Annotated in this window: 14 protein-coding genes and 1 pseudogene; 8 read left to right on the plus strand and 7 right to left on the minus strand. The window is 56.2% G+C overall.

Annotated elements, in window-relative coordinates; genetic code table 11:
• The first annotated feature begins 3 nt into the window (after positions 1 to 3).
• Positions 4 to 201 carry a hypothetical protein gene (locus tag POR16_RS12385; RefSeq protein WP_005886868.1) on the plus strand — a complete coding sequence of 66 codons (198 nt, stop codon included), beginning with the start codon at positions 4 to 6 and terminating at the stop codon, positions 199 to 201.
• Between the two features lie 126 nt (positions 202 to 327).
• The gene (locus tag POR16_RS12390) at positions 328 to 4,911 is read left to right on the plus strand and encodes an AAA domain-containing protein (protein ID WP_122381297.1); all 4,584 of its coding nucleotides are present in this window, start codon (positions 328 to 330) and stop codon (positions 4,909 to 4,911) included.
• 124 nt (positions 4,912 to 5,035) lie between these two features.
• On the opposite strand, the pseudogene POR16_RS26885 reads toward POR16_RS12390, so the two are convergent.
• Positions 5,036 to 5,391: pseudogene (locus tag POR16_RS26885) on the minus strand (LexA family protein); the annotation flags it as partial.
• A gap of 241 nt (positions 5,392 to 5,632) precedes the next feature.
• Between POR16_RS26885 and POR16_RS12400 the strand changes: the two are divergent.
• Positions 5,633 to 6,283 (plus strand): HAD family hydrolase, encoded by a 651-nt coding sequence (locus POR16_RS12400; protein ID WP_005886860.1) that lies wholly within the window; start codon positions 5,633 to 5,635, stop codon positions 6,281 to 6,283.
• Between the two features lie 127 nt (positions 6,284 to 6,410).
• On the plus strand, positions 6,411 to 7,745 hold the full coding sequence (locus POR16_RS12405) for a hypothetical protein (RefSeq protein ID WP_183132254.1): 1,335 nt from the start codon (positions 6,411 to 6,413) through the stop codon (positions 7,743 to 7,745).
• 128 nt (positions 7,746 to 7,873) lie between these two features.
• Here POR16_RS12405 and POR16_RS12410 read toward each other — a convergent pair whose 3' ends face one another.
• On the minus strand, positions 7,874 to 8,188 hold the full coding sequence (locus POR16_RS12410; protein ID WP_005886857.1) for a DUF7693 family protein: 315 nt from the start codon (positions 8,186 to 8,188) through the stop codon (positions 7,874 to 7,876).
• Positions 8,189 to 8,374: 186 nt separating this feature from the next.
• Between POR16_RS12410 and POR16_RS12415 the strand changes: the two genes are divergently transcribed.
• Positions 8,375 to 9,127: a hypothetical protein gene (locus POR16_RS12415; RefSeq protein ID WP_005886855.1), complete on the plus strand. Its 753-nt coding sequence runs from the start codon at positions 8,375 to 8,377 to the stop codon at positions 9,125 to 9,127.
• Between the two features lie 160 nt (positions 9,128 to 9,287).
• Positions 9,288 to 10,304, plus strand: a complete 1,017-nt coding sequence (locus POR16_RS12420) for a hypothetical protein (protein ID WP_005886853.1) — start codon at positions 9,288 to 9,290, stop codon at positions 10,302 to 10,304.
• Positions 10,305 to 10,549: 245 nt separating this feature from the next.
• Here POR16_RS12420 and POR16_RS12425 read toward each other — a convergent pair whose 3' ends face one another.
• From POR16_RS12425 to POR16_RS12440, 4 genes are all read right to left on the minus strand, one after another.
• A complete protein-coding gene (locus POR16_RS12425; RefSeq protein WP_005886851.1) occupies positions 10,550 to 11,056 on the minus strand; it encodes a hypothetical protein in 507 nt (168 codons plus the stop codon).
• Between the two features lie 469 nt (positions 11,057 to 11,525).
• A complete protein-coding gene (locus tag POR16_RS12430; RefSeq protein WP_005886849.1) occupies positions 11,526 to 14,561 on the minus strand; it encodes an AAA family ATPase in 3,036 nt (1,011 codons plus the stop codon).
• Positions 14,558 to 15,157 (minus strand): ABC-three component system middle component 1, encoded by a 600-nt coding sequence (locus POR16_RS12435; RefSeq protein ID WP_005886847.1) that lies wholly within the window; start codon positions 15,155 to 15,157, stop codon positions 14,558 to 14,560. The genes POR16_RS12430 and POR16_RS12435 overlap by 4 nt, the downstream gene beginning before the upstream one ends.
• A gap of 1 nt (position 15,158) precedes the next feature.
• Positions 15,159 to 17,255 carry an ABC-three component system protein gene (locus POR16_RS12440; RefSeq protein ID WP_005886845.1) on the minus strand — a complete coding sequence of 699 codons (2,097 nt, stop codon included), beginning with the start codon at positions 17,253 to 17,255 and terminating at the stop codon, positions 15,159 to 15,161.
• Between the two features lie 215 nt (positions 17,256 to 17,470).
• On the opposite strand from POR16_RS12440, the gene POR16_RS12445 reads away from it, so the two are divergent.
• Positions 17,471 to 17,881, plus strand: a complete 411-nt coding sequence (locus POR16_RS12445; protein ID WP_005886843.1) for a hypothetical protein — start codon at positions 17,471 to 17,473, stop codon at positions 17,879 to 17,881.
• A gap of 8 nt (positions 17,882 to 17,889) precedes the next feature.
• On the plus strand, positions 17,890 to 18,456 hold the full coding sequence (locus tag POR16_RS12450) for a tetratricopeptide repeat protein (RefSeq protein WP_005886841.1): 567 nt from the start codon (positions 17,890 to 17,892) through the stop codon (positions 18,454 to 18,456).
• Between the two features lie 199 nt (positions 18,457 to 18,655).
• On the opposite strand, the gene POR16_RS26150 is transcribed toward POR16_RS12450, so the two are convergent.
• Entirely contained in the window at positions 18,656 to 19,984 is a 1,329-nt protein-coding gene (locus tag POR16_RS26150; RefSeq protein WP_042931940.1) for a hypothetical protein, read from the minus strand.
• Positions 19,985 to 20,086 lie beyond the last annotated feature (102 nt).

The raw sequence follows: 20,086 nt of genomic DNA on the forward strand, positions 1-20,086 counted from the left end.
AGCATGGATCAGATCACCGGAAATCCGCGTCAACTTGTTGCAGGCAATTCAGCCTGGACATTCGCTCATCAGCGCCTGTCTCAGATGCTCATTGCCAGGGCTGAGCGATTCACACCATTGGCTCCGATCATGAAGCTTGATCCGATCATTGCGAGCTCTGAACGGCCGCAAGTGTCGCCCCCAGCTTACGGAGCTGCCTGAAGCCGAGCAGGGCGCCCGGACACTCGTCGGAACCGAGCGATTTTGAAACTATGGCGGCAAGCAATATGGCATCCTTGGCGCCATATTTACCGGTGACCGCGCCCTGAATTGTTAAGGAGTATGAACATGCAACGGACGCCTAATGAGCTCCTCAGCCGACTGTTCGAGTATGCGGAGGAAAGCCTCAAGGAACTTGATCCGTCGCGCTTTCAGCTCACAAGCTCTGTCAATGATGTGTATCAGCCGGCGGCGCTTCTGGATCTTCCAGGGCTGCACTTTGATCTCCAGTTTCCGGGCGACAACGTCTGGCTGCAGATCGAACGACTGGAGGAATCACGTGCTCCGACCCCCGTTGGCGGAGACTACAGCCCCCTCATCACCGTCAGCAACAACCCTGCCAAGCCACCCGTGCTAGCTGAACAGGCGCTTCATCAGCGTATTCGCGAACAGCAGGATCAAGACCCTGAAGGCGACATTGCCGTCATTGAGTCTGAGGTGCGTGCGCAAGCTTTGGCTGCGCTGACGACCTATCTGGTTCAGTGGCACGAATGGGCTGAGCACGAGAAGCCCCGTCGCAGGACAATAAGCTTTTATGGCGACATGTTCGCGTTGATGCAGCAGATGGAGACGGGAAAATCCGCTCGTGAACTGGTCTGGGGCATAGGCGTCAGCGCCTGGACGCTAACCATCAACGATGTGCAGCAGGGCTTCAATTATCCATTGTTCACGCAGGCACTCGACATATCGTTGAACGAGCAGAGCATGGCGGTCGAAGTTCGCCCGCGAGCCACCGAACCGATGATCGAGTTCGATGCGTTGATAAACGCAAATGTTCCTGGCGCCAGCGAGTGCGAAAGGGCCATCCGCGATCACCTGGGCAGACACGCCGACGCGCCCTTGAACCCATTCCTGCCATCGACTTTCGGTGATGTGCTAAAGCTCTCGGCAAGAAGCCTGGACAGCAAAGGCAAATATGCCGAGCTAATGGGGGACGGCGCCCAGCGGTTCCCTGAGCCAAGTGAAACTCTGCAGGTAAGCGATGCTTGGGTTGTGTTCGCACGGCCTAAACCGAGCAACTGGTTGATCAATGATCTGCGCAAAATTCGGGAGAAGCTCAAGGAGTGTCTTGAACTCCCCGCGGGCCCGCTTGCGTTAGTGACCCCGGCCTCGACGATCGCCCTTGATTACCAGCACGTAAACTTCCGTGGGCTATCCAGCAGAAGCATGGATGGATCGACCGCTGAGCCGAAGGAGCTGTATTTTCCGCTCCCTTACAACGATGAGCAGGTCACGATCGTACAACGCCTCGAGCACGCTCCCGGCGTAACGGTTCAAGGCCCTCCCGGTACCGGCAAGACCCATACGATCGCGAACATCATCTGCCATTACCTCGCGACGGGTAAACGCGTTCTGGTCACCTCTCGTGGCGAGCAAGCCTTGAAGGTACTCCAATCCAAGATACCCGCTGAGGTCAGGCCTCTCACGGTCGCACTGCTGACGAGTGACCGAGAGGGTATTCGGCAATTCCAAGGCTCGATCGAGGCGATCCAACATCAGGTCTCGCAAATCAATCCATCCCTGGCTCGGGGAGAGATTGATCGCCTGCACCAGTCCATCGACCTCGCTCATACCGAGCTGGTGAAACTTGATCGTCGCGTCAATGAGATTGCGCTGACTCAGCTCTCCGATATTCAGGTCGGCGATGCGAAATACCGTGCGGAGGAGCTTGCCGAGTTGCTCATGAAGGGCGCAGACCAATACGCCTGGTTTGACGACGTACTGTCATTATCCCCTGAACATTCGCTGCCCTTTGATGGTGAAGTCGGTAAGAACTTGAGACAAGCTCGCCGCGAGCTTGGAAATGACCTTGTGTACGTCGACGCCAGCTTGCCGGAAGTTGAGCAATTACCGGCAGCGGCCGACATTGGCAAACTCCACGGCTCACTCTGCAAGCTGAAGTCTCTTGAACATGCCTTGGGTCAGGGTGAGCTGAAGCCTCTAAAGTCCGACAGCGAAATCGTTATTGCAGCCGCCAGGGAGCTGGTTCTAGAACTGAGTTTGTGCGAAGAGAAACTGGAGGTCTTGCACGAGGGCGGAGAGTCCGAAATTCCTTGGTCGCTGGAGCTGCGCCTCAAGGCCGCAGGTCGCCGCTACGACAGTGAACTCTCTGTCCTGGTAGGCATGCTCCCGGTGGCACAGGCTTTGATACAACGCCGTAAGGTGATGCTGGAAAACTTTGTTGAGTTCCCAGATGAGGCTTTGGATTGCGAGAAAACGGCCGAGGCTGTCGAAAGAGCTGCCGACACAGGTAAGCCATTTGGCCTCATGAGCTTTGGAGCCTCTCAAGCCAAGGCACACATCAGTCACGTCCGTATCAATGGCTCGGCGCCAAAGTCTTCTGAGCAGTGGAAGACTGTCCTGGACTATCTGAAGCTTCACGCTGACGTGCGATCCTTCTCTGCAAGGTGGAACCCATTGGCTGAAACTCTGGGGATCCCTCGACTTCAATCGGGCATGGCTCATCTCCGGGAACTGGAGCTGACCATCATCGCAGTCCAGGCAGCCGTCGATCTCACTGCACACTACGTTGACAAGGTGCAGCCGCTCTGCGAAGCCGTCTTCGCGGATGCGCCGGATAGCATGCATCGCCTGACAGTCGCAGAAATACGTGGCCTACGAGATCAGCTCAACCAGAACCTGGCGCGATTTGATCTCAGTCTCGCTGCAGCCGCGCTCGCGATTCTGCAAGCCCAAGTTGCGGGCGATAGCCCTGTTGCCCACCGACTCCGGTCGTTCGTCCTGGAGTGTTTGGGCAGCCCGGATCAGGATTCGCATCGGATCGTATCCCTGTACGTAGACCTGCTCACAGAATTGCAGCGGATCAAAGCCCTGGGGGGACATTTGAATCATGTGCGCGAAGGCGCACACCAAGTGATGAAGGCTGGGGCGCAAAAGCTGTCCGAGCGCTTGTTGACTGTCCCCGTTGAGAACGGTGCTGAAGACCTGGCCCTCCCAAGCAGTTGGAAGGAGGCGTGGCAACACGCGCGGATTCGCTCCCATCTTGAGAGCATTGAAGCGCGCCACGAGCTCGTTGAGCTCAATAGCAAACGAGTAAAACTTGAAACGGGCCTGGCTCGCATGTACCGGGAGGTCGTGAGCCGAGCAGCGTGGCTTTCCACCAAAGCCAATGCCAGTCCTATGGTGCTGCAAGCACTCGCCGGCTACTCGACGGCCATACGCAAGATTGGGCAAGGGACAGGCCCGAACGCGGAACGTTACCGCCGTGACGCCCAGCAGTGCATGCAGGACGCCGCCGGCGCTGTGCCTTGCTGGATCATGAGTCACGCCAAGATATCTGAATCCATGCCGGCAGAGATCGGCGCATTCGATCTGGTGATTGTCGATGAGGCGAGCCAGTCAGATCTATGGGCTCTGCCCGCGATCGTCAGAGCCAAGAAGGTACTCGTAGTAGGGGATGACAAGCAGGTCTCTCCCGATGGTGGTTTCAAATCGGGTAAACGGATTGGCGAACTTCGCAACCGGTATCTGAACGACCAGCCCTATGGGGCGGACATGACACCGGATAAATCACTGTACGATTTGGCGTCCCGAGTCTTCGCGGGCCACATGGTTATGCTGCGTGAGCATTTCCGCTGCGTCCCTCCCATCATTTCCTACTCCAACCAGTTCTACGGTGGCGCGATCCAGCCCCTTCGAATCCCTCGCCCGTCTGAACGTCTCGATCCACCGCTGGTGGACATCTACGTCAAGGACGGGGTGCGGAACAAGAAGGGCTGCAACAAGCTTGAGGCTGAAGCTATCGCTGAGGAAATCCAGGCGCTCATCAAGAACGACAAATATGCGGGTCGCTCGATTGGTGTGGTGACGCTGCTGGGGGGCATGGAGCAAGCAAAATTCGTCGACTCACTGGTGCGCGAACGCTGCCCTGCAGCAGAGCTCCATGCCCGCGAATTTGCCTGTGGCGACGCCAGCACCTTCCAGGGAAGCGAGCGCGATATCATCTTCATTTCCCTCGTCGCTGACCCGGAGAATTGTCACCCGCTCTCGGGCAATGCTGCCGAGCAACGGTTCAACGTGGCAGCCAGCCGTGCGCGCGACAGGATGTACCTGATTCGATCGGTTACCCTTGATCACCTCTCCCAAAAAGACGTGCGCCGAACGCTCCTTGAGTACTTCAGCAAACCGCTGACTGAGGAGGAGGTCGATCAGGACGGCCTTATCAAGCTGTGCGAGTCAGGCTTTGAGCAGCAAGTGTTCACCCGATTGGTTGAGCGTGGATACCGTGTGATCCCGCAGGTGAAGAGCGGCGCATTCAGACTCGACATGGTCGTTGAGGGCGCCAACGATAATCGCTTGGCCATTGAGTGTGACGGCGACGCCTTCCATGGCCCTGATCGATGGGAGGCGGACATGAACCGCCAGCGTATCCTTGAGCGTGCAGGGTGGACGTTCTGGCGGTGCTTCGCCTCATCCTGGAGCATGCATAAAGAAGAAATCTTCGCCGAGCTCCTCCAGCGCCTGGCCGACCTCGGTATCGAACCAACGCACGCCTTGGACAAACTCCCAGCTGTCGTTGAGCTACGCGAATGGTCACCCGCAGTCGCTTCCTCCCAGGATGATGAGGATGAAGACATTGAAGTCCTGAACACTTTAACGATTGAAGGCGAGGAGCAAGCGCTGTCGCTATGACGGGTCTCTGAGCGCGCACTCTCAGCGAGTGTGCGCTTGCAGACCGTGTAGCCAGGAATCAGCTGTTGAACGTGGTACGCCGTGACCGACGAAGCCAGCGCGTGCAACGCCGGTGTTATGATCTGTACTTGGGGTTGTCAGAGCTCAGCATCCAGCCACCATTGAGCTGTCGATCCAGACGTTTGACCACAGGCTGATTGTCGATATATGCCACCACCACATTGCCAACCTGATGCGTCCGTGCCCTGTCGATGACAAGCTTGGTACCGTTCAAGATGCCCGCCGGCGACATGCTGTCCCCCTCCGTTTCACCGAGCCAGACGTGTGGAGCTCTAAGGTCTACCAGGTCGTCCAGGGAGATCGGGCTTCGTAGTGATCGGCCGCTGGACTGGGAAAGCCGCCCGAGGCGCGACCTGACAGAACCTGGAGGAGGGTAGGCAGCTCGGATTCAGTGATTTGCCGTAGGGAAATGAGGTTCATAGGAGCATTTCTTGTGGTGCTGGATGCATATACAGTACACGGTAAAATCGTCACCAGCCACATTTGAACGACAGCAGGGCAAACCGGATTTTCGACTCGATCTTCCATAAAAGTGCGCTTGATCCTCGGTCGTCCACTCGTCCGCCGCCGGGATAGACAAATTCGGCCAGGGTGATACGTTCGCAATTCTGTGATGAGCGTCCAAGAAAGTCAGGCTGTGCGAGCCAAAGAGGTACCTCCAATGATTACAGCTGTTGTCTTCGACGCCTTTGGCACTGTGCTCGAACTTAGGAGCAAGCTTCATCCCTTCCGGCAATTGCTCAAGGATGGCATCGCTCATGGCCGCACGCCCTCTCCAAACGATGTGCGGGTGCTGATGAGCAACCCATGGCCGCTGGAAGAGGCTGCAAGTCAGCTGGGTATCAGCATTTCGCCCACTCGGCTAAAGGCTCTGCAAGGCGATCTGGAGCGCGAGATCGCCTCTATCAGCCCCTTTGAGGATGGGGTTGAGGCCGTAGCAATGCTGCGCGCAGACGGCGTCAGGGTGGGCATCTGCTCGAATCTTTGCGAGCCCTATGGGGCCGCGGTGCTTAAGGCCTTTCCTGACCTTGATGCATACGCCCTCAGCTATCAGGTTGGCGCGATGAAGCCTGATGCCGTGATCTACCAGTCCATCTGCAGTGCTCTAGGGGTTACACCTGGCGAAATCTTCGGCGAGCGTAGTTCGCAGATCGCAATGGTCGGCGACTCAATAAAGTGCGACAGAGATGGGCCCAGGGCCGTAGGGATGCTTGGCTTTCATCTAGATCGAGCGGGTAGAGAAGGGGTGCGGAATCTGGTTCAGTTCGCCCACTTGGTCATCGAGTCGAGGCGGGAATCAGCCACCGGTTGATGGTTAACGTCCACCGACCAAGCCACTCAGGAAGTGTTTCCCACGAGCCCCAGCAGTTCATGCGACTTGATGACCGATGGGCTCGTCGTCCACCATGCGGCTTCCATCCAAAAGCAGGGCCATGGTCATGAGGTTTCCCAGACAAATCCAACACCTCGGGCTGGCCGCGCTCCTGCTCTCTAAGATTCGGCAAGATCCTGACGACCTCAGCACAGTGCTGACTCTCCAGCGCTTTCTGCTCCGACAGATCATCACAGCTGAGCATCGGGTAAAGCGGCTCAAGAAGGCGAGAGCTCGCATGCAATCCTTGAAGCGCAAAGGTTCAACGAGGGAAAGATCAACAATCCTCAAGGCCCTAGCGTCAAAAGCTGCTAGTCGGATCCAGGATCTCCACCATTTGATCTTTTTGTGGAAATGCTTTGGTGATGGCATCGCTTGTGTCTATCAAAGCTCCTACAGCCTCAAGCACTTGTATTTTGATGGGGAGTACGAGGTGAAGAGCGACCCGGGCTTTATGCTCGGCAAGACTGGGTTCATAAACGAGTATCGCTTTCTGCGCAGGGCTTTGGCCATGAACGTGCCTGCCATCCTGTCAGACCTTACGAACGTGATCCGCCACGGTGACGTCTGCTTGATGGGCGCTGCCGATCCACTACCTTGGGAGATCAAAAGCTCTAAGAACACCAACATGCGCGTGAAGAAGCAGCAGGAACAAATTCGGGTGCTGCAGGAGTTCTTTGCAAATGACTACGCGCCGAATTTTCGAGGACTGGCCAATGCCAAGCGCGTTGAAGTCTCTGTTCCCCTCGTCAGCTACGAGGATCAGATCAACGAGTGTCTGACGAAGGCCCAGCAACATGGGACGGCGGTTGTGGCCCCTGAGCTTGGCCTGACGTACCTGTGCGGATGGAATGTTGCTGGGAGGGCCGAGGCTTTTTTAGATCTACACGGGCAATATCAAACGCCCACCACGTTGACCGTTTCTCTAACTCCTGAACCCACCTGGCAGCATCACAAATCGTTCACCGTCACACTGTCTCCCGCCAATACGGTGTTGTTCATGCAGGAACGGTTTACGTGCCTCGTCTTGATTGACTTGGCAGTCGTGAGGCAGCTGTTGGATGAGCGGGCGTTGGAACCGGTGATTCTCATGGATGGCATCAGCGCCATTCAGATCGCGCCAAGAGTAAACAAGGAGCGCGGCAACTCTGAGGGAAAGGGAATTGCCGATGACTGGGAAAACCGAGTCGGTGTTTTCAGGCTAAGCGAACAGCATTTCTTGAGAGTCGCGACCCAGTTCGAGTCACTTCAATGGTTCGCCGACAATTTGGCACAACAAATCGAAGCCATGCGCAGCGAGCGTCCGACAGAGGCGATGATGGCAGGTGACCCATCGTTGTCGGAAATACCCGAGGATTGGCTCTTCGCGAGGGATCGTTATGCCGAACCATCCGGTGACTGAGTGACGATGCATGGGTGATTTGGAGGACTGCTGGCCTGTCTGGACGTACTCCAGGCTGGGCGGGCTGCTCGTTTAGAAACGTGGCCGTCAGCGGGTTAGGCGCGGGGACAAATCTAATGCGCCATGGCTTATAGAGCAGATAGTAGCTTTTCCAGCTGGGCATGTTCCCAAGTGCTAAGCAGCTCAACAGGGTCGGTACCAAATCGCTGGAATGAATCAAATCTGTAGGCGCGGCCATCAGGACAGTAGCAACTGTCGCAGTAGTCGAGCATATCGCAATCATTATAAAAGGTGATCACCCAGCCATCCACCTCGACAGTCATCAGCCCCGTATAGATTTCAGCCCAGGAATGCATGCCTAAGCGCCGCATGGTGCGAACTCCCAGCGCGATGTCGCGCATTACCTGGTAAGCCTCGCGGGCGGTAAGGGGCGTAGGGGACAAAGCAGATGCACCTTTCTCGATCTAAGTTCACGCAATGGTATACGAACGAGGGGATCGGTTGCGTGATCCGCATAGGCTTTCGCGTCTGCAAACGGCGATCAGACGCGTGCGCATCGGCCCTCCAGGAGTAGATTTTTCCGCGCACTTTGCCGAGTATGGTTGGCTCGAATTTACAAGGAGTTATCCGTGCCAGATCCTATCAGAGTCGTGTTTACCAACGATGCCTTTGATGCAGCGTTCCGATACGCAGAGAACCTTTGCAGCGACCCGAGCCACGCCATCAATGAAGTCGTGATTCTCGTTCCGGCAATGGCCAACATCAAGGTGAGCACCACGATCGGTGCCTTCCTGGGCGCGACCCGCGTCAAGGCACTGGAAAAAGGTGAGCGCACTACGGTGGTTGGAAAGCCCGCTCGGCTGATGACAAAGAGGACGCTGACATACTTTTCGCCAGGTACATTGGTCATTTGTCCGTACGCGAGCAAGGACATCATGGACAAGGTCGATGCTGCAGGTCAGGTGGCCGCGGTGATTGCCTTACCTTGGGGTGAAGACGCCGTGGCCGAGTGGATTAAATCTTGGTCGCCCATGGTAGATGGCGTGCGGCAAACTCAGCGGGCGAAACTGATAGATGACCCGGTAGTAGTCAAGGCCATGGAGTCACTCACCCGCCGTGTGAACCCGTCCAACCCGCTCTCACATCCTAATGACAAGGAGCGTGCTGTTCGGACTCTCAAAATCTTGCGACGGAAGAATCACTCTCTGGACGCAGATGACATCAGGGCGTGGGCGGTGGCTCATGGATGGAAGCCAGATGCAGCGGATGAGCTTGCGGTACTCGCGATAAAGATCGCCGGACTGAAGACTAAACCGACACTGGATCGCCTTGAGGCTGCAGCAACTACCTATGCCAACTGGGTTGAAGCTGCGAAGAAATAACGGTGAAATCGCATCGAGTCGGCATGGCCAGATTTGGAGGTTGCGCCGTATAGCGCAGCACCTTGATCGGGCCACCGCACAGCCGACCATTCCTGTTATACGGGCTGCGGCGACGCCGCGCCGAGCCCGATCCCGTGACCCCGTACCCTAGGATTCAGATATGTCGTTCGCAAATGCACATCAGGCAGCGATGAAACTGCAGAGCAAGAGGGGGCGCTGCCTGCACTTCAGTGATGGCGTGCAATGCAACGAGATCATCTCGGCCCACTCCATACAGAAACGGGGACAACTGGGCCTGATTGCTGAAGATGGTCATGTGTACCGGGTCAATGCCGACCTGTCGACCTTGAAGGAAACGGGAGGCAAACCACTGCCCAAAAAAATTGGGGTAAATCGCGCGTCAACCTTTCCAGGGATGTGCAAGCAGCACGACAACAAGCTCTTCTCACCCATTGATGATCGGCCCCTGTCGATCGATCCTCACCAGGTTGCGCTGTACGCATATCGCAGTATCTGCCGAGAATATTTCGTCAAAGAGAACGCGTCGAAGTCCCTCACTGAGATGTTCAAACACCCAGGGCTCGGAGTTGAGCAACGCCAGATGCTGGCTGGCGCTGCGTATGGACAGTCCCTCGGTTTTAAGCGCCTCAAGCGTCACAAGCTCATCTACGATCACTGTCTCTCGGCCAGTGATTTCACCGGCCTGAAGTTCATTATCTTTGGTTCGACATCTCGATGCTCGCTGCAGGCCTCGGGACTGATCTTCCCCGATTTTGATTTTCAAGGCCGCCAGCTACAGGATCTGAGCCCCGAAACCAAAAATCTGGATCTCTTGGTCTTCTTCACAGCCCCCACCGAATACGGCTGGGCCTTCGTTTTGGCGTGGCATGAATCAAGCGATCTGAGTTGCGAGCGATTCGTTTATTCGTTGGCTGAATCAGGGCGCGGCGTTGGGAAAATTGAGGATATGTTGCTGCGGTTCTCGCTCGCGTGTTGCGAGAATCATGCAATCCGGATCTCCTGGTGGGACTCGCTAGATACCGTCGCGAAGAGCCAGGCTTTAGACTTCATGGCATTCATGGCGGATCCGACCTTGGGGATAAGATCGGATTACCTGGTAGCGGGCTGCGAGGGGCTGGCGGACTGGTCGTTTGATAACGTTCGAGATGTTCGTTGATTGGCACGGGCTTCTAGAGCATGCATCAGGGGTAGCCGAGCGGCCCGAACGTGATGTGATCAAACAATACGAAGTGGCGGTGCGCCGCCAGCGCGACGCCCGGGAGTGTCGCTGTGATTCCAGCTATCGATTGAGTAGCTGGAATCACAGGGCATACGGCTAATCGATGCGGCCAATAGACTGCCTGACCATCAAAGACTCAGTTTTTGCTCCCCGGAGGCTGAATCAGCCGCCGCTGGTCTTCCTCAGACCTTGAATACCAGTTTCGGTCGGGGAGGGTATCCGGCTATCTCACCGATTTTGAATTCAGAAGGCTCATCGTAGCTCGTGACGGTGGCCGCCCACTGCCTCACTTCCTCATCCCATGCAGGGTCACAGAAATCAGCATTAGGCCAGTAGTTGTGAACCTCCGTGTAATCGAGTTGCGCAGCAATGGTGCGTTCTAAGCCACCCAGCACACACCAGGCAGCGTACATACGTATCTTCCAGCTGGGAGCCGTCAATATGTGCACCGGGTCGTACCGGTCAAAACCTAATGCAGCGACCTCAGCATCGAAGGAAAACAGGGCAGTGATTGATCCTCCGATGTCAGACTCATCCTTGGCTATGTCATCTACCCAGCACAAGAGATAGCCAAGCGACTGAAATTTACTGAGCAGCCGGCTTTCCGCCTTGTCGGTGACATGGCGAGTCACCTCATGATCACCCTTTTTGGATTTGACTGTACGGAAGCTAGAGCTTGTCTGGGACATTACGCGCGATCCTTTTTGTTATTGTTTTCTTACACGTTAACCATTGAGCGAAGCGCATCGCAAGTGTTGACCATGCTAGCCAGTGCGCCGTTGAATGCTTCTGGTCGTTGAACACCAGCCGCAAATCTCATCAGTAATCCTTAGTTCAGAGGCATTACTCAGCTACCCCAATCGCTTTACTGCGATCGCCTATGAGGAATGTGATCGGGTGCTGGGACATGGATAGCGTCTTATTGTTGTTTCATTCCATGATGCCTATGGAGCGAAAGCCGGAGCAACCAATTTAAAAAGGTTATTGATTCAAGGAAAAGCGAGCCGTTCGCGCTGTTGTGAATGGTGAGTTATGAGGCTAAGAGGCAATGGTTGGGTCGCGGCAAGCCCGAATTGCAGCAGAGAGCGTCGTTATTATTTGACCGTGCCGGATCAACACCCGGCACAGTCGCTGCAGCCTGCAGATCCTATCTAGTACTCACACATCGTCGAGCGCCGGTGGTGACTGCTCGTCAATCGTGATCTGGCTTCTACCCGGCCTAGGGGTTTCCACCGCGGTTACGCCCTCAGGGGTCGGAACAAGTGACCATATGCGTGCGTCGATTCCATCATTCTGCAGTTTGCGCATGAAGTAGCGGGCCTGAAGGGCATCGTGCGTCGCGATGACCACTTGGAAATCATGATTAATGATGTAGTCGCGAAGCACATCAAAGACGGACGCGGCATGCACCAGATCGTGATGCTGTGTGGGATCATCAAGGAGGAGCCCGCGCCACGGAGACCACTGATGTTCCAAGGCCATTGAAAGCAGGAACGTCAGTTGCAGATCCGTCAGTTGAGCCTCGCTGGCTATCGAGGGTACTGGGGCTAACCCCCCGTGGAGCGGCACAGATACCTCAGCACGTGCCTTTTGATAGGAGCTTCGGAAACTCAGATTCGTCCCGGTAAACCTTTGCTCCCTGACCACGCGTTTGAGCAATGCTTGCCACCGAGGCATCACTGCCTGAACGTTTTTCTGGACGTTCGCGATTTCGGAGGAAAGGGACTGGTTGAGCGACTCCATCGCTGCAGACAATTGCGATAGGCGCTGCACGCCCGTGCGCTTCGATTCGACCTGTTGATTCAGGTGGGTCGAGAACTCATCCTCCGACCGCTCGCCGCGCCGGCGATCAAGAAGCCCCTGAGCGAGCCGGGCCTGCTCTATCTTGCTCCACGCTCCGATCTCGATCTTGATGGTCTGAAGCGTTTCCGAGTGCCTAGTTAGCTCAGTGCTGGTGGACTGCAACTGAGCCTCATGGCTGCTCGCAACCGCGGCTGTGGGATCGCCGGCGAATGAGAGCTGACGCCAGGACGCCCTGATGGTAGCCAATCGTGCTTGCGCTTCAGACAGCTGTGTTTCCAAACCAGCTGCAGCGATCGTGGCATCGGTCAGTTGGGCCTGCTGACGATCCAAGGCAGTCTGTTCGGCAATTATCTTGGCACCTAACTCAACGAGCTGATTGGCGGTCTGGTTCTGCGCGGTAGACAGATCTTCCAAGGATTGAGCTGGCGGGGCGTCTGCGGTGATCGCTGCCAACGCCGCAGTCGCTTGCTCCAGCCGGCTACTGGCCTCTGAACGGGCCTGCCGCGCGGAGTCCACTGCGCGAACAGCGGAGTCGTATTCATTCCTTGTCTGCTCAAAGACTTCTGAGCTTACCCGCGGAGCGAGGTTGCGCTGTTTATCGTCCAGTTGAAGCTTCGCAGCGGCATTGGCATCAACGCGAAGCCGGATGGACTCTTTCGCCAAGGGAACCGTGTCGCCGCCGAGCAGATTGTTCAAGCTGATCTCGACGATATCGGCTGTCAGGTATCCCTGCTGCGACTCTAGGTCAATAATCCTGTACTGACATGCTCTGAGTTCTGCTTCAGCGTTCGTCACTGCCTCAGTAGATTCTCGGAGAACATCCGCGGCCCTTTTTACACGTCGTTCGGCTTCGACGATATTCGGGTCGATAGCCGCTAGCGCCTTGGCGACACGCTCATGTAAGCCGACCGCGCCATGTTCTTCGCCACACAGCGGGCAATCACCGCGGTCGGGAGGCAAATGGGCCGCGATGGCTGCAACAGCTTGGCGTATTGAGTCAGCCGCAGATGTCAGATTTTCATGATGGCCCTTGGCGGCCTGATCTTCTTCCTCAGCGGTCGCTCTGGCCTCTAGCGCGACACGAAGCTGTTCGCTGAGAAGCTCTTCATGTGCTGCTTCGCCGCTGATGGTGCCGGTAACTTCTGCAACTCGCTGAAGAGTCAGCTCCCAGCGATCCAGGAGTTCTTGAGCTGTGAGGAGGTCGGAGTCTATTTGCAGCAGCGTCTTGCGCTGACCATTGATCAGGTCATGTTGAACACCGAGCTGCTCGTGTCCTTCGTGCATTCTGCGCGCCGTAGAAGCTTGCGATTCAGCGATGGTTAGGGCGTCGTCGGTTGTCTTCAGAACCTGCTGGCGTTGCTCAACCGTCTCCTTGGCGTTGGTCTCATTCACGTACCGATTGAGTTGCTGAGCAATCGTGTCGCGTTCAGTTTCTGCAGCGACCAACTCTCGTTGTAGCTGCTCAAGAGCTGCCACGGCCACCGAGCGATGTTCTCTCTTCTGGTTCAGTTCCTGCGTCGCGGAGAGGAACTCGGTACTGAGCTGCTCTGAACGAGCTTGTTCAGACACAAACCGGCCTATGAGCCCGTCGACCTCAGCCAATTCCTTGATCTGTTCACGAAGTCGCTCGAGCTTGTTTTGAACCAGTTGCTCCAGTGCATCATGCACCGTCTCCAATCCATCTTGGCCCAATGGAGGTACGAGCAGCCCGGAGGGCAATTGGTCGAGGCTTTGCGCCTGTTGAGCAATGTCCGAGATCGACTCAGCAATGCTTTCCCTGCTGCGCAGCGCCCCTTGGGTTTGGACAGCCGCCTGGTCTCGGTCAAGGCTCAGGCTTTGCCATTCTGCAAACTCGGCTTCGAGCGAATCCAGCGACGCTTTCGCTTGCTTGATCTGCTCTGTGAGCGCCCGCCGGATGCTCGCGAGAGCAGAGCTTACCTGGCTGCCGTCCTTGCCAATCGGCAACCGTTCCAACTGGGAGCCCGCGACCTTTGGATCTGCCTTGACCAGCCATTCACCCTCGCGCTGATCAAGCAGGTGGGTGAGCCTGAGCAGAAAGGGTATGTCGGCAGGATCTTTCGAGGGGAATAGAAGGCTCAGATCACCCGTTGTCTCAACGTCCCCACTTTTGTTGACTTGAGCGCTGGCTTGCAGATCACCGAAATCAAGGCTCACTCGAGCCATGGATTGAGAGTCTCGGATGATTGGGACGAGGTTTCCGTCGAGGCGAGAGATCTTGCCCGTCAATGCGAACTCAACCGCTTCGAAGATCGCGGTTTTCCCAGTGCCATTGGGGGCGAGCAAGATCGTGGCCCCGCGGCTGAGCTCAATCTTCGTTTCGGCGCCAAACCGGCGGATGTTCGAGAGCGTTATGGACTTTAATTGATTCATTTCTCGTCCTCCTCGCCAAACGCCGAGATCCTAAGGGCCTCAGCAATTTCGCCACCCGATTTGCCGGAAAGCAGGAGCTCGCGCCATTCATCGCGATGCGGCTTGACCCACGTATGCGCCAAGACGAGGGCGCTGAGGGAAGCTGACAATGGGTCACTAATGCTGTCGGAGCTACCGGGAATCGAAAGTGTCGCAAGGAAGCTGCGGTCGAGAAAGGAACCGGCGTCTTCGCCCTCTCTGACGACTACCTTTCTGCAGAAGCGGTCGTCCGTCTCGAGCCGAGCAGCGTCCTCAGACGCAACACCCTCAATGAGCATGAACATGTAGAGGTCAGCAGTTTGCGGCTCCGGGAGCATGTCACGGACATCTGCCGCCCACCGAAACGCTCCCTGGATTTTAGACACGTCGTAGGGAAGGGCGGCGATCAAGACAGTCCGCCAGCCCGCACCTTCCTGATTAACCCGTTTCAGCTGCATCCCTGCGCTCGCGATCTCAGCCAACGGCGATGGCAGTTCCACCGAGTCCGGATAGGCGACCTCATAGCGACCTTCGGCACGGTTCGAGATGGCTTCCACCATCTCCGAGATTGTTAGCATGTCAGATTCCTTTCGTGTTCGTGTCGATGGCGGACTGGCGCGCCACCAGTCGATCTTGCAATTGTTTACTAAAGTGTTGCCGCACTGTGGCCAGCGTGCCGAAGCGCAACTGGTTGAATACGCCAGAGCGGGTCACGAGCAGATGTGGTCGGCGTTCTGCAGCCATGCTGGTGGCCGACTCTGCATCGTCAGCCATACCTGTATTCAAGAGTTCTGAAGGGGGAGTGCTGACGCCAGACAGGATCACGACTGGGGCAGGGGACGGGCCGATAACGTTGATCAACAGATCGTCGGATATCTCACGGACTTCAGGAGCTCCAGTTGCCGGGCCAGACCAGTACTTGAGGGCAATACTCAGAACCTCCCCAAACTCCGGGAAATGCTTCCAAGCGGTGCCTGCACCTCCAACCCCTACGGCGACCAGCAAAAGCAGTTCGACGGCGCTAACCAGCAGGTCTACGGTGCGAGGGCCAAGGCGAAGTGCGTGGGTAGCATTTTTTCCTTCCGTCTCCGGGTATAGAAGCTGCTCCAGAAATTGACGACGGCTCTCCGGATTCTTCGTGAATCCGTCCAACCACTCTAGCCAAATCGCTTCCATGGCATCAGCAAGGTCAGAATCTTTTACGGCGTTTAGCTTTGCAGAAACACTTTGAGTTAGCCGTTGCCACACTAAGTCGTCCATGGCACTTGCGAGCGCTACAGCTTCCGCTCGAGCAGCACTCAGGGTCTTGAACTCATGATCCAGGGAGCTCACGAGCGCCTCAGTGTTATCCATCCACGAGAGATCTTTGAGGTCGCTCTCGGCGCAACCGAGGGTGTGCCCGACTTCATGGCCAACATTGGTGCGCCAGGTTTGCGCGCCCTGCATCAGGCTTTGACTGCCGTGTGGCAGATGCAGCGCCATTCTCAATATTGCGGATGGAAGCGTAAGGTTCGCTCCTATGGGAGGCGAGTACGGTGCATACACCCTAAGCTTCCGATTCCCTGGTGCACTGCCCCAAAGGTGATTCACGACACCCTGGGCTGTTCGGGGGGAGAGCGCACCGAGATCATGGGTGCCAGAAAACGACCAGGTCTTGCCGGAAGGTTGGACTTCATCCCCTAGCAGGTATTGAGCCCAAGTTTCGATATCGGGGCGAAGCTCGTCTCTGAGCTCATGGATAATCGCATGACACCCCAGGGCCGAAACGTCAGAGACCTCGGCGGTGATCACCGAAATAAGCTGTTCGAGGGCGCGTTCCGGATTGGTGAAATGCCTGCCCAGGGATTCGACTGAGCGCTGCTGTAATGTCGCGTCGTTCCCCACGCAGACGACCGTGACACGCTTGAGGGTGTCGATGATCTGCGTCCAATCTTCAAAGCCACACCAGGTCGTAAGCCAGAGATGAGCCCGGGTTGTCGGCCCGTCGACACGCTTCGCCAAGTCGTCGGGATTGAGTCCTATCTGGCGGCACAGCTTACACAGCTCGTCCAGATGGTTAACGGTCAGCTTATCCTTGATGCTTAGGTGTGCCCCTAAAAGCGTCAGCTGAAATCGACGTTCAGGCAATTGGGCAAATGTGCCGGCGCGAGCGTGCCTGGCTAAGCTTGAAAAGGCCGAATCAAGAACGGAAAGGCTATCCTTGGCCGCGTCAGCAGCATCGTCAGCATTTGCGGGATCGTCTACGGCAACCAGTGTGGCAACAGCTTCGTCCGCACCAATATCATCATCCGTAGCAATAGGCTTGTCCGTAACAGGCTTTTCCGTAACGAGGGGTACGGAGGCAGCCTTGCCACCCTTGGCGGCTTTAGCAGCTTTGGCGGCTTTGCTCTTTTCGCGGGCGAGTCTCTTCTCTGCGAGTTTGGCCAGATATACCCGCATATCGGGGTCTTTGGTGCAGAAGGGCGTGCTCTGGCGCTTGATTTGCAGGTGCTCGAATGAATCTCGTGAATGGACGATTACAACATCATCCCACTCTTCGATACCGCCTTGCTCAGCACCAATTTCTAGCGGAGCCCGACGCCCGTCGAGGAATTTTTCCAACATGTCCGACAAGCGCTGAGCAATGACCAGTTTCTCGTAAAGCGACTTCTGCTCCAGCCGAAACCGTCTGATCATACTGACATCCCTTTACTTCATTATCTTGTTGGCCAGCTCCGCTGGCAGTTCGCCACATCTTAACACTTGGCGGCTGGCGGTCGTACTGGCGCGCCGCGCTTAGGCAAAGAGGCAGACACGGATTATCCCACCGTACAGGCATGAGGTTGTTTCATCATGCAAGCTATGTTTACTGAACATTGTATTCAGGCCATTGCCAAGGGGAGCGGGCAGCGATGGGCATGTTGGACTGGTTGTTTGGGAAGCGTAAAGCTGTACGCGTTGAATCCCCGCCGAAGAATCCAGGCGGCCGCGACAGCTTTGAATTCGAAGGTGGACTGCTTACCGTGCCAGCCCGCGATTACTACGGGCTCTATAAATACTCACCTAAGAAGGCGTGGGCGATCTCCTGGAAGGATTCGACGCCGGATGGACGGCGTGGCGGGCACCGCGAGGAAGGTGAGGGCAGGTATGTCCTTATTGATGTCGCCAACAATGCTGTTTTGGTCGATGCCAGAATGCCCCGTCCGAACAACGGCGCAGTCGCGGACAACGGCAGCTTCTGCCTGGAAGACTGGCACTTCGGGAGCGCGCTGTCCGGCACATTTCACGTCTTCACTTCTTCACTTCTCAGGGTCTACCGATAATCACCAAGGTGCTGAGCGCAAATATTCTGCAGAGTGGAATTTCTCGCAATGGCCTCCTGGCGTACTGCCTCACCGCAAACAGCCCGACTGAGGATGGGCGTAAGCTCGCTTTGTATGACCTCAAAGAAGGCGTGGAGCTTTTCGCGGTCACGCCGCAGCGTGCCGGCGAGCACATCGGGTTTGATGAGAAGTCGCGGCAACTGGTGGTCAAGGTCTCAGGCGGAGGCGAGTACCGTTACGGGGCTGACGAGGCTCTGGTGGATGAGGACGCCGCAGATGAAGCCATGCTGAGCTCGACCAACTATACGGACGTCATTCTAACTGCCGAGGCCATGCTGAAGGTTGGATGCTCCACGTCTGAATTGGAGAGGATTCTGGCCGCGGTGATTGGATCTCGAGTTTTGGGGGCGGACGATAATCCAGCTTGGAAGCCGACAGCGTTGAAGGTGCAAGGGTTGGCCCATGAGGCGCTTGGTCAAGGTCGCGAGGCTATCGGGTGTTATGAGGAAGCTCTGCGCTTGAACCCAAAGATTGGGGTTAAGAGGAAGCTGGATTCGCTGCTGAAGCGGTTGTGATCCGCGAATGGTTTTGGTTGTGCGTTCTGAGACGCCAATCAAAAGCTACGTGCACGCCAGCGACCCTGTGGGCGCGCGCCTCAATGATCCGTCATTACGGCCGACGTAGAGGAGGGGGCTAGGCCAAAGCTCGGAAAGCGGGCTAGGAGGCGAACCAGTCGCTTCGGTTACCAAGCTTTGACAATTTACCCTGTACACCTCAGTGAGTCTGAAACCAGTGGGATTTTGATATGTCTTGGCGAATTCCAATATCTGGCCAAACATTGTCGTTAGCCCCGACATCCTGCGAGACGAAGCCCTTGGGAATGAGGCCTGCGCGCTTTGCCGATTCACGCAGCTCGGCAAATGTCAGTGAAGCACTGGGGTCAAGCTTGTCCGAACCTTTCCAGTGCATCCTAGCTGATGCAGGCCTAGCGCGGAGGTCTTGTAAGATGCTGGCGGTAAACTCGCGGAACTTTTCGATGAGGCTGCCGTAGCCATAAGCATCAATGCCGTGCATCAAAGGAAGCAGGTAGCTATGCGCACTCAGCAATGGATCATGCTGGTGTCTGAATTGCGCATAGCGCTGGAAGTAGGGCTGGAATGGAGCAGAAAGGTGGAACCGGCGACCAAGGTAAAGCGGACTCTCGAAGAAGCCTGGGCCCTTGGCAAATGCCAGCCGTGAGGCCAAGTAAGAGCTGGCAAATTCAGTTTTTGGCTGGCTTTGGACTGGATCGGATACTTGGAAGTCTAGGGGTTTGAAGTAAGAGAAAGTGGGCTTGATGGTCTGTGTGGCAGTGAGCGCCCGCATAGGAATGTCCGAGTGGACGGCCGCTGCGACGATGAACAAAAACGGTTCCAATTTCTCACTGTAGTTTGCAAGCGACTCAGTAATCTCCATTAGGTCGGAGAGTTGCTCCGACGTGAGTATTGTCCGGCGATTTTCTGTGCGGGCTTCGAAGTCTTTAGGTGATAAATCCCGAAAAGGATTTCCAGTCCCGATACCGGCGTCAGTGAGCAGCGAATCAGTAAAAGCGAAATATTCCCGTCCATGCGTAAGGAACCAGTTCCGATGGTGTTTAGAGCTCAGCCCTGGATCATCGCCAGAGAGAGTCTGTCGGATGATCGGACGCCATAGCGGATCAAGAGGCTTGTTTGCAAAATTCCCCCGGGTCTTTTTAGAGTACCGACTACAGCCCGGTGTCGTGACCCAAGCAATCGGCGGTCTCATGATGAACTCTATAAAAGCTCTTGCGTCGGCGCTGTCCCAATCAGCCAAGGCTATCCCTCGGATTGACCAACTCCAGTGCATCATCGACTCTATGATCGGGCAAAGCATCTTGTAGTGACGGTCTTGGAATCCAGACCGTCGAGATTGCTTCATAAGAAAGCCCATGCCAGTTTGCCAGGCTTTCAGCGCATTCAGATGCTCGGGAACTAACTCCAAGCGGCGCCGAACTTCCAGGTTTATGGGCTGCTCAACGTGGGCATGGTCGTTGAGTAAACCCAAGGGTGGGAACAGAGGATAAGGAACTGTGGGCTCAGCCATGGATTACAAGTCCTATGCGAACACGTTGACCGCTTGAGGTAAGCGGGAACTGAGCAACCGGGTCTGCTGGGTTAGCCAAGTAACCAAGTCATGGCAACCAGG

This window comes from Pseudomonas coronafaciens pv. oryzae str. 1_6 (assembly GCF_000156995.2).
Lineage (GTDB): Bacteria > Pseudomonadota > Gammaproteobacteria > Pseudomonadales > Pseudomonadaceae > Aquipseudomonas > Aquipseudomonas tremae.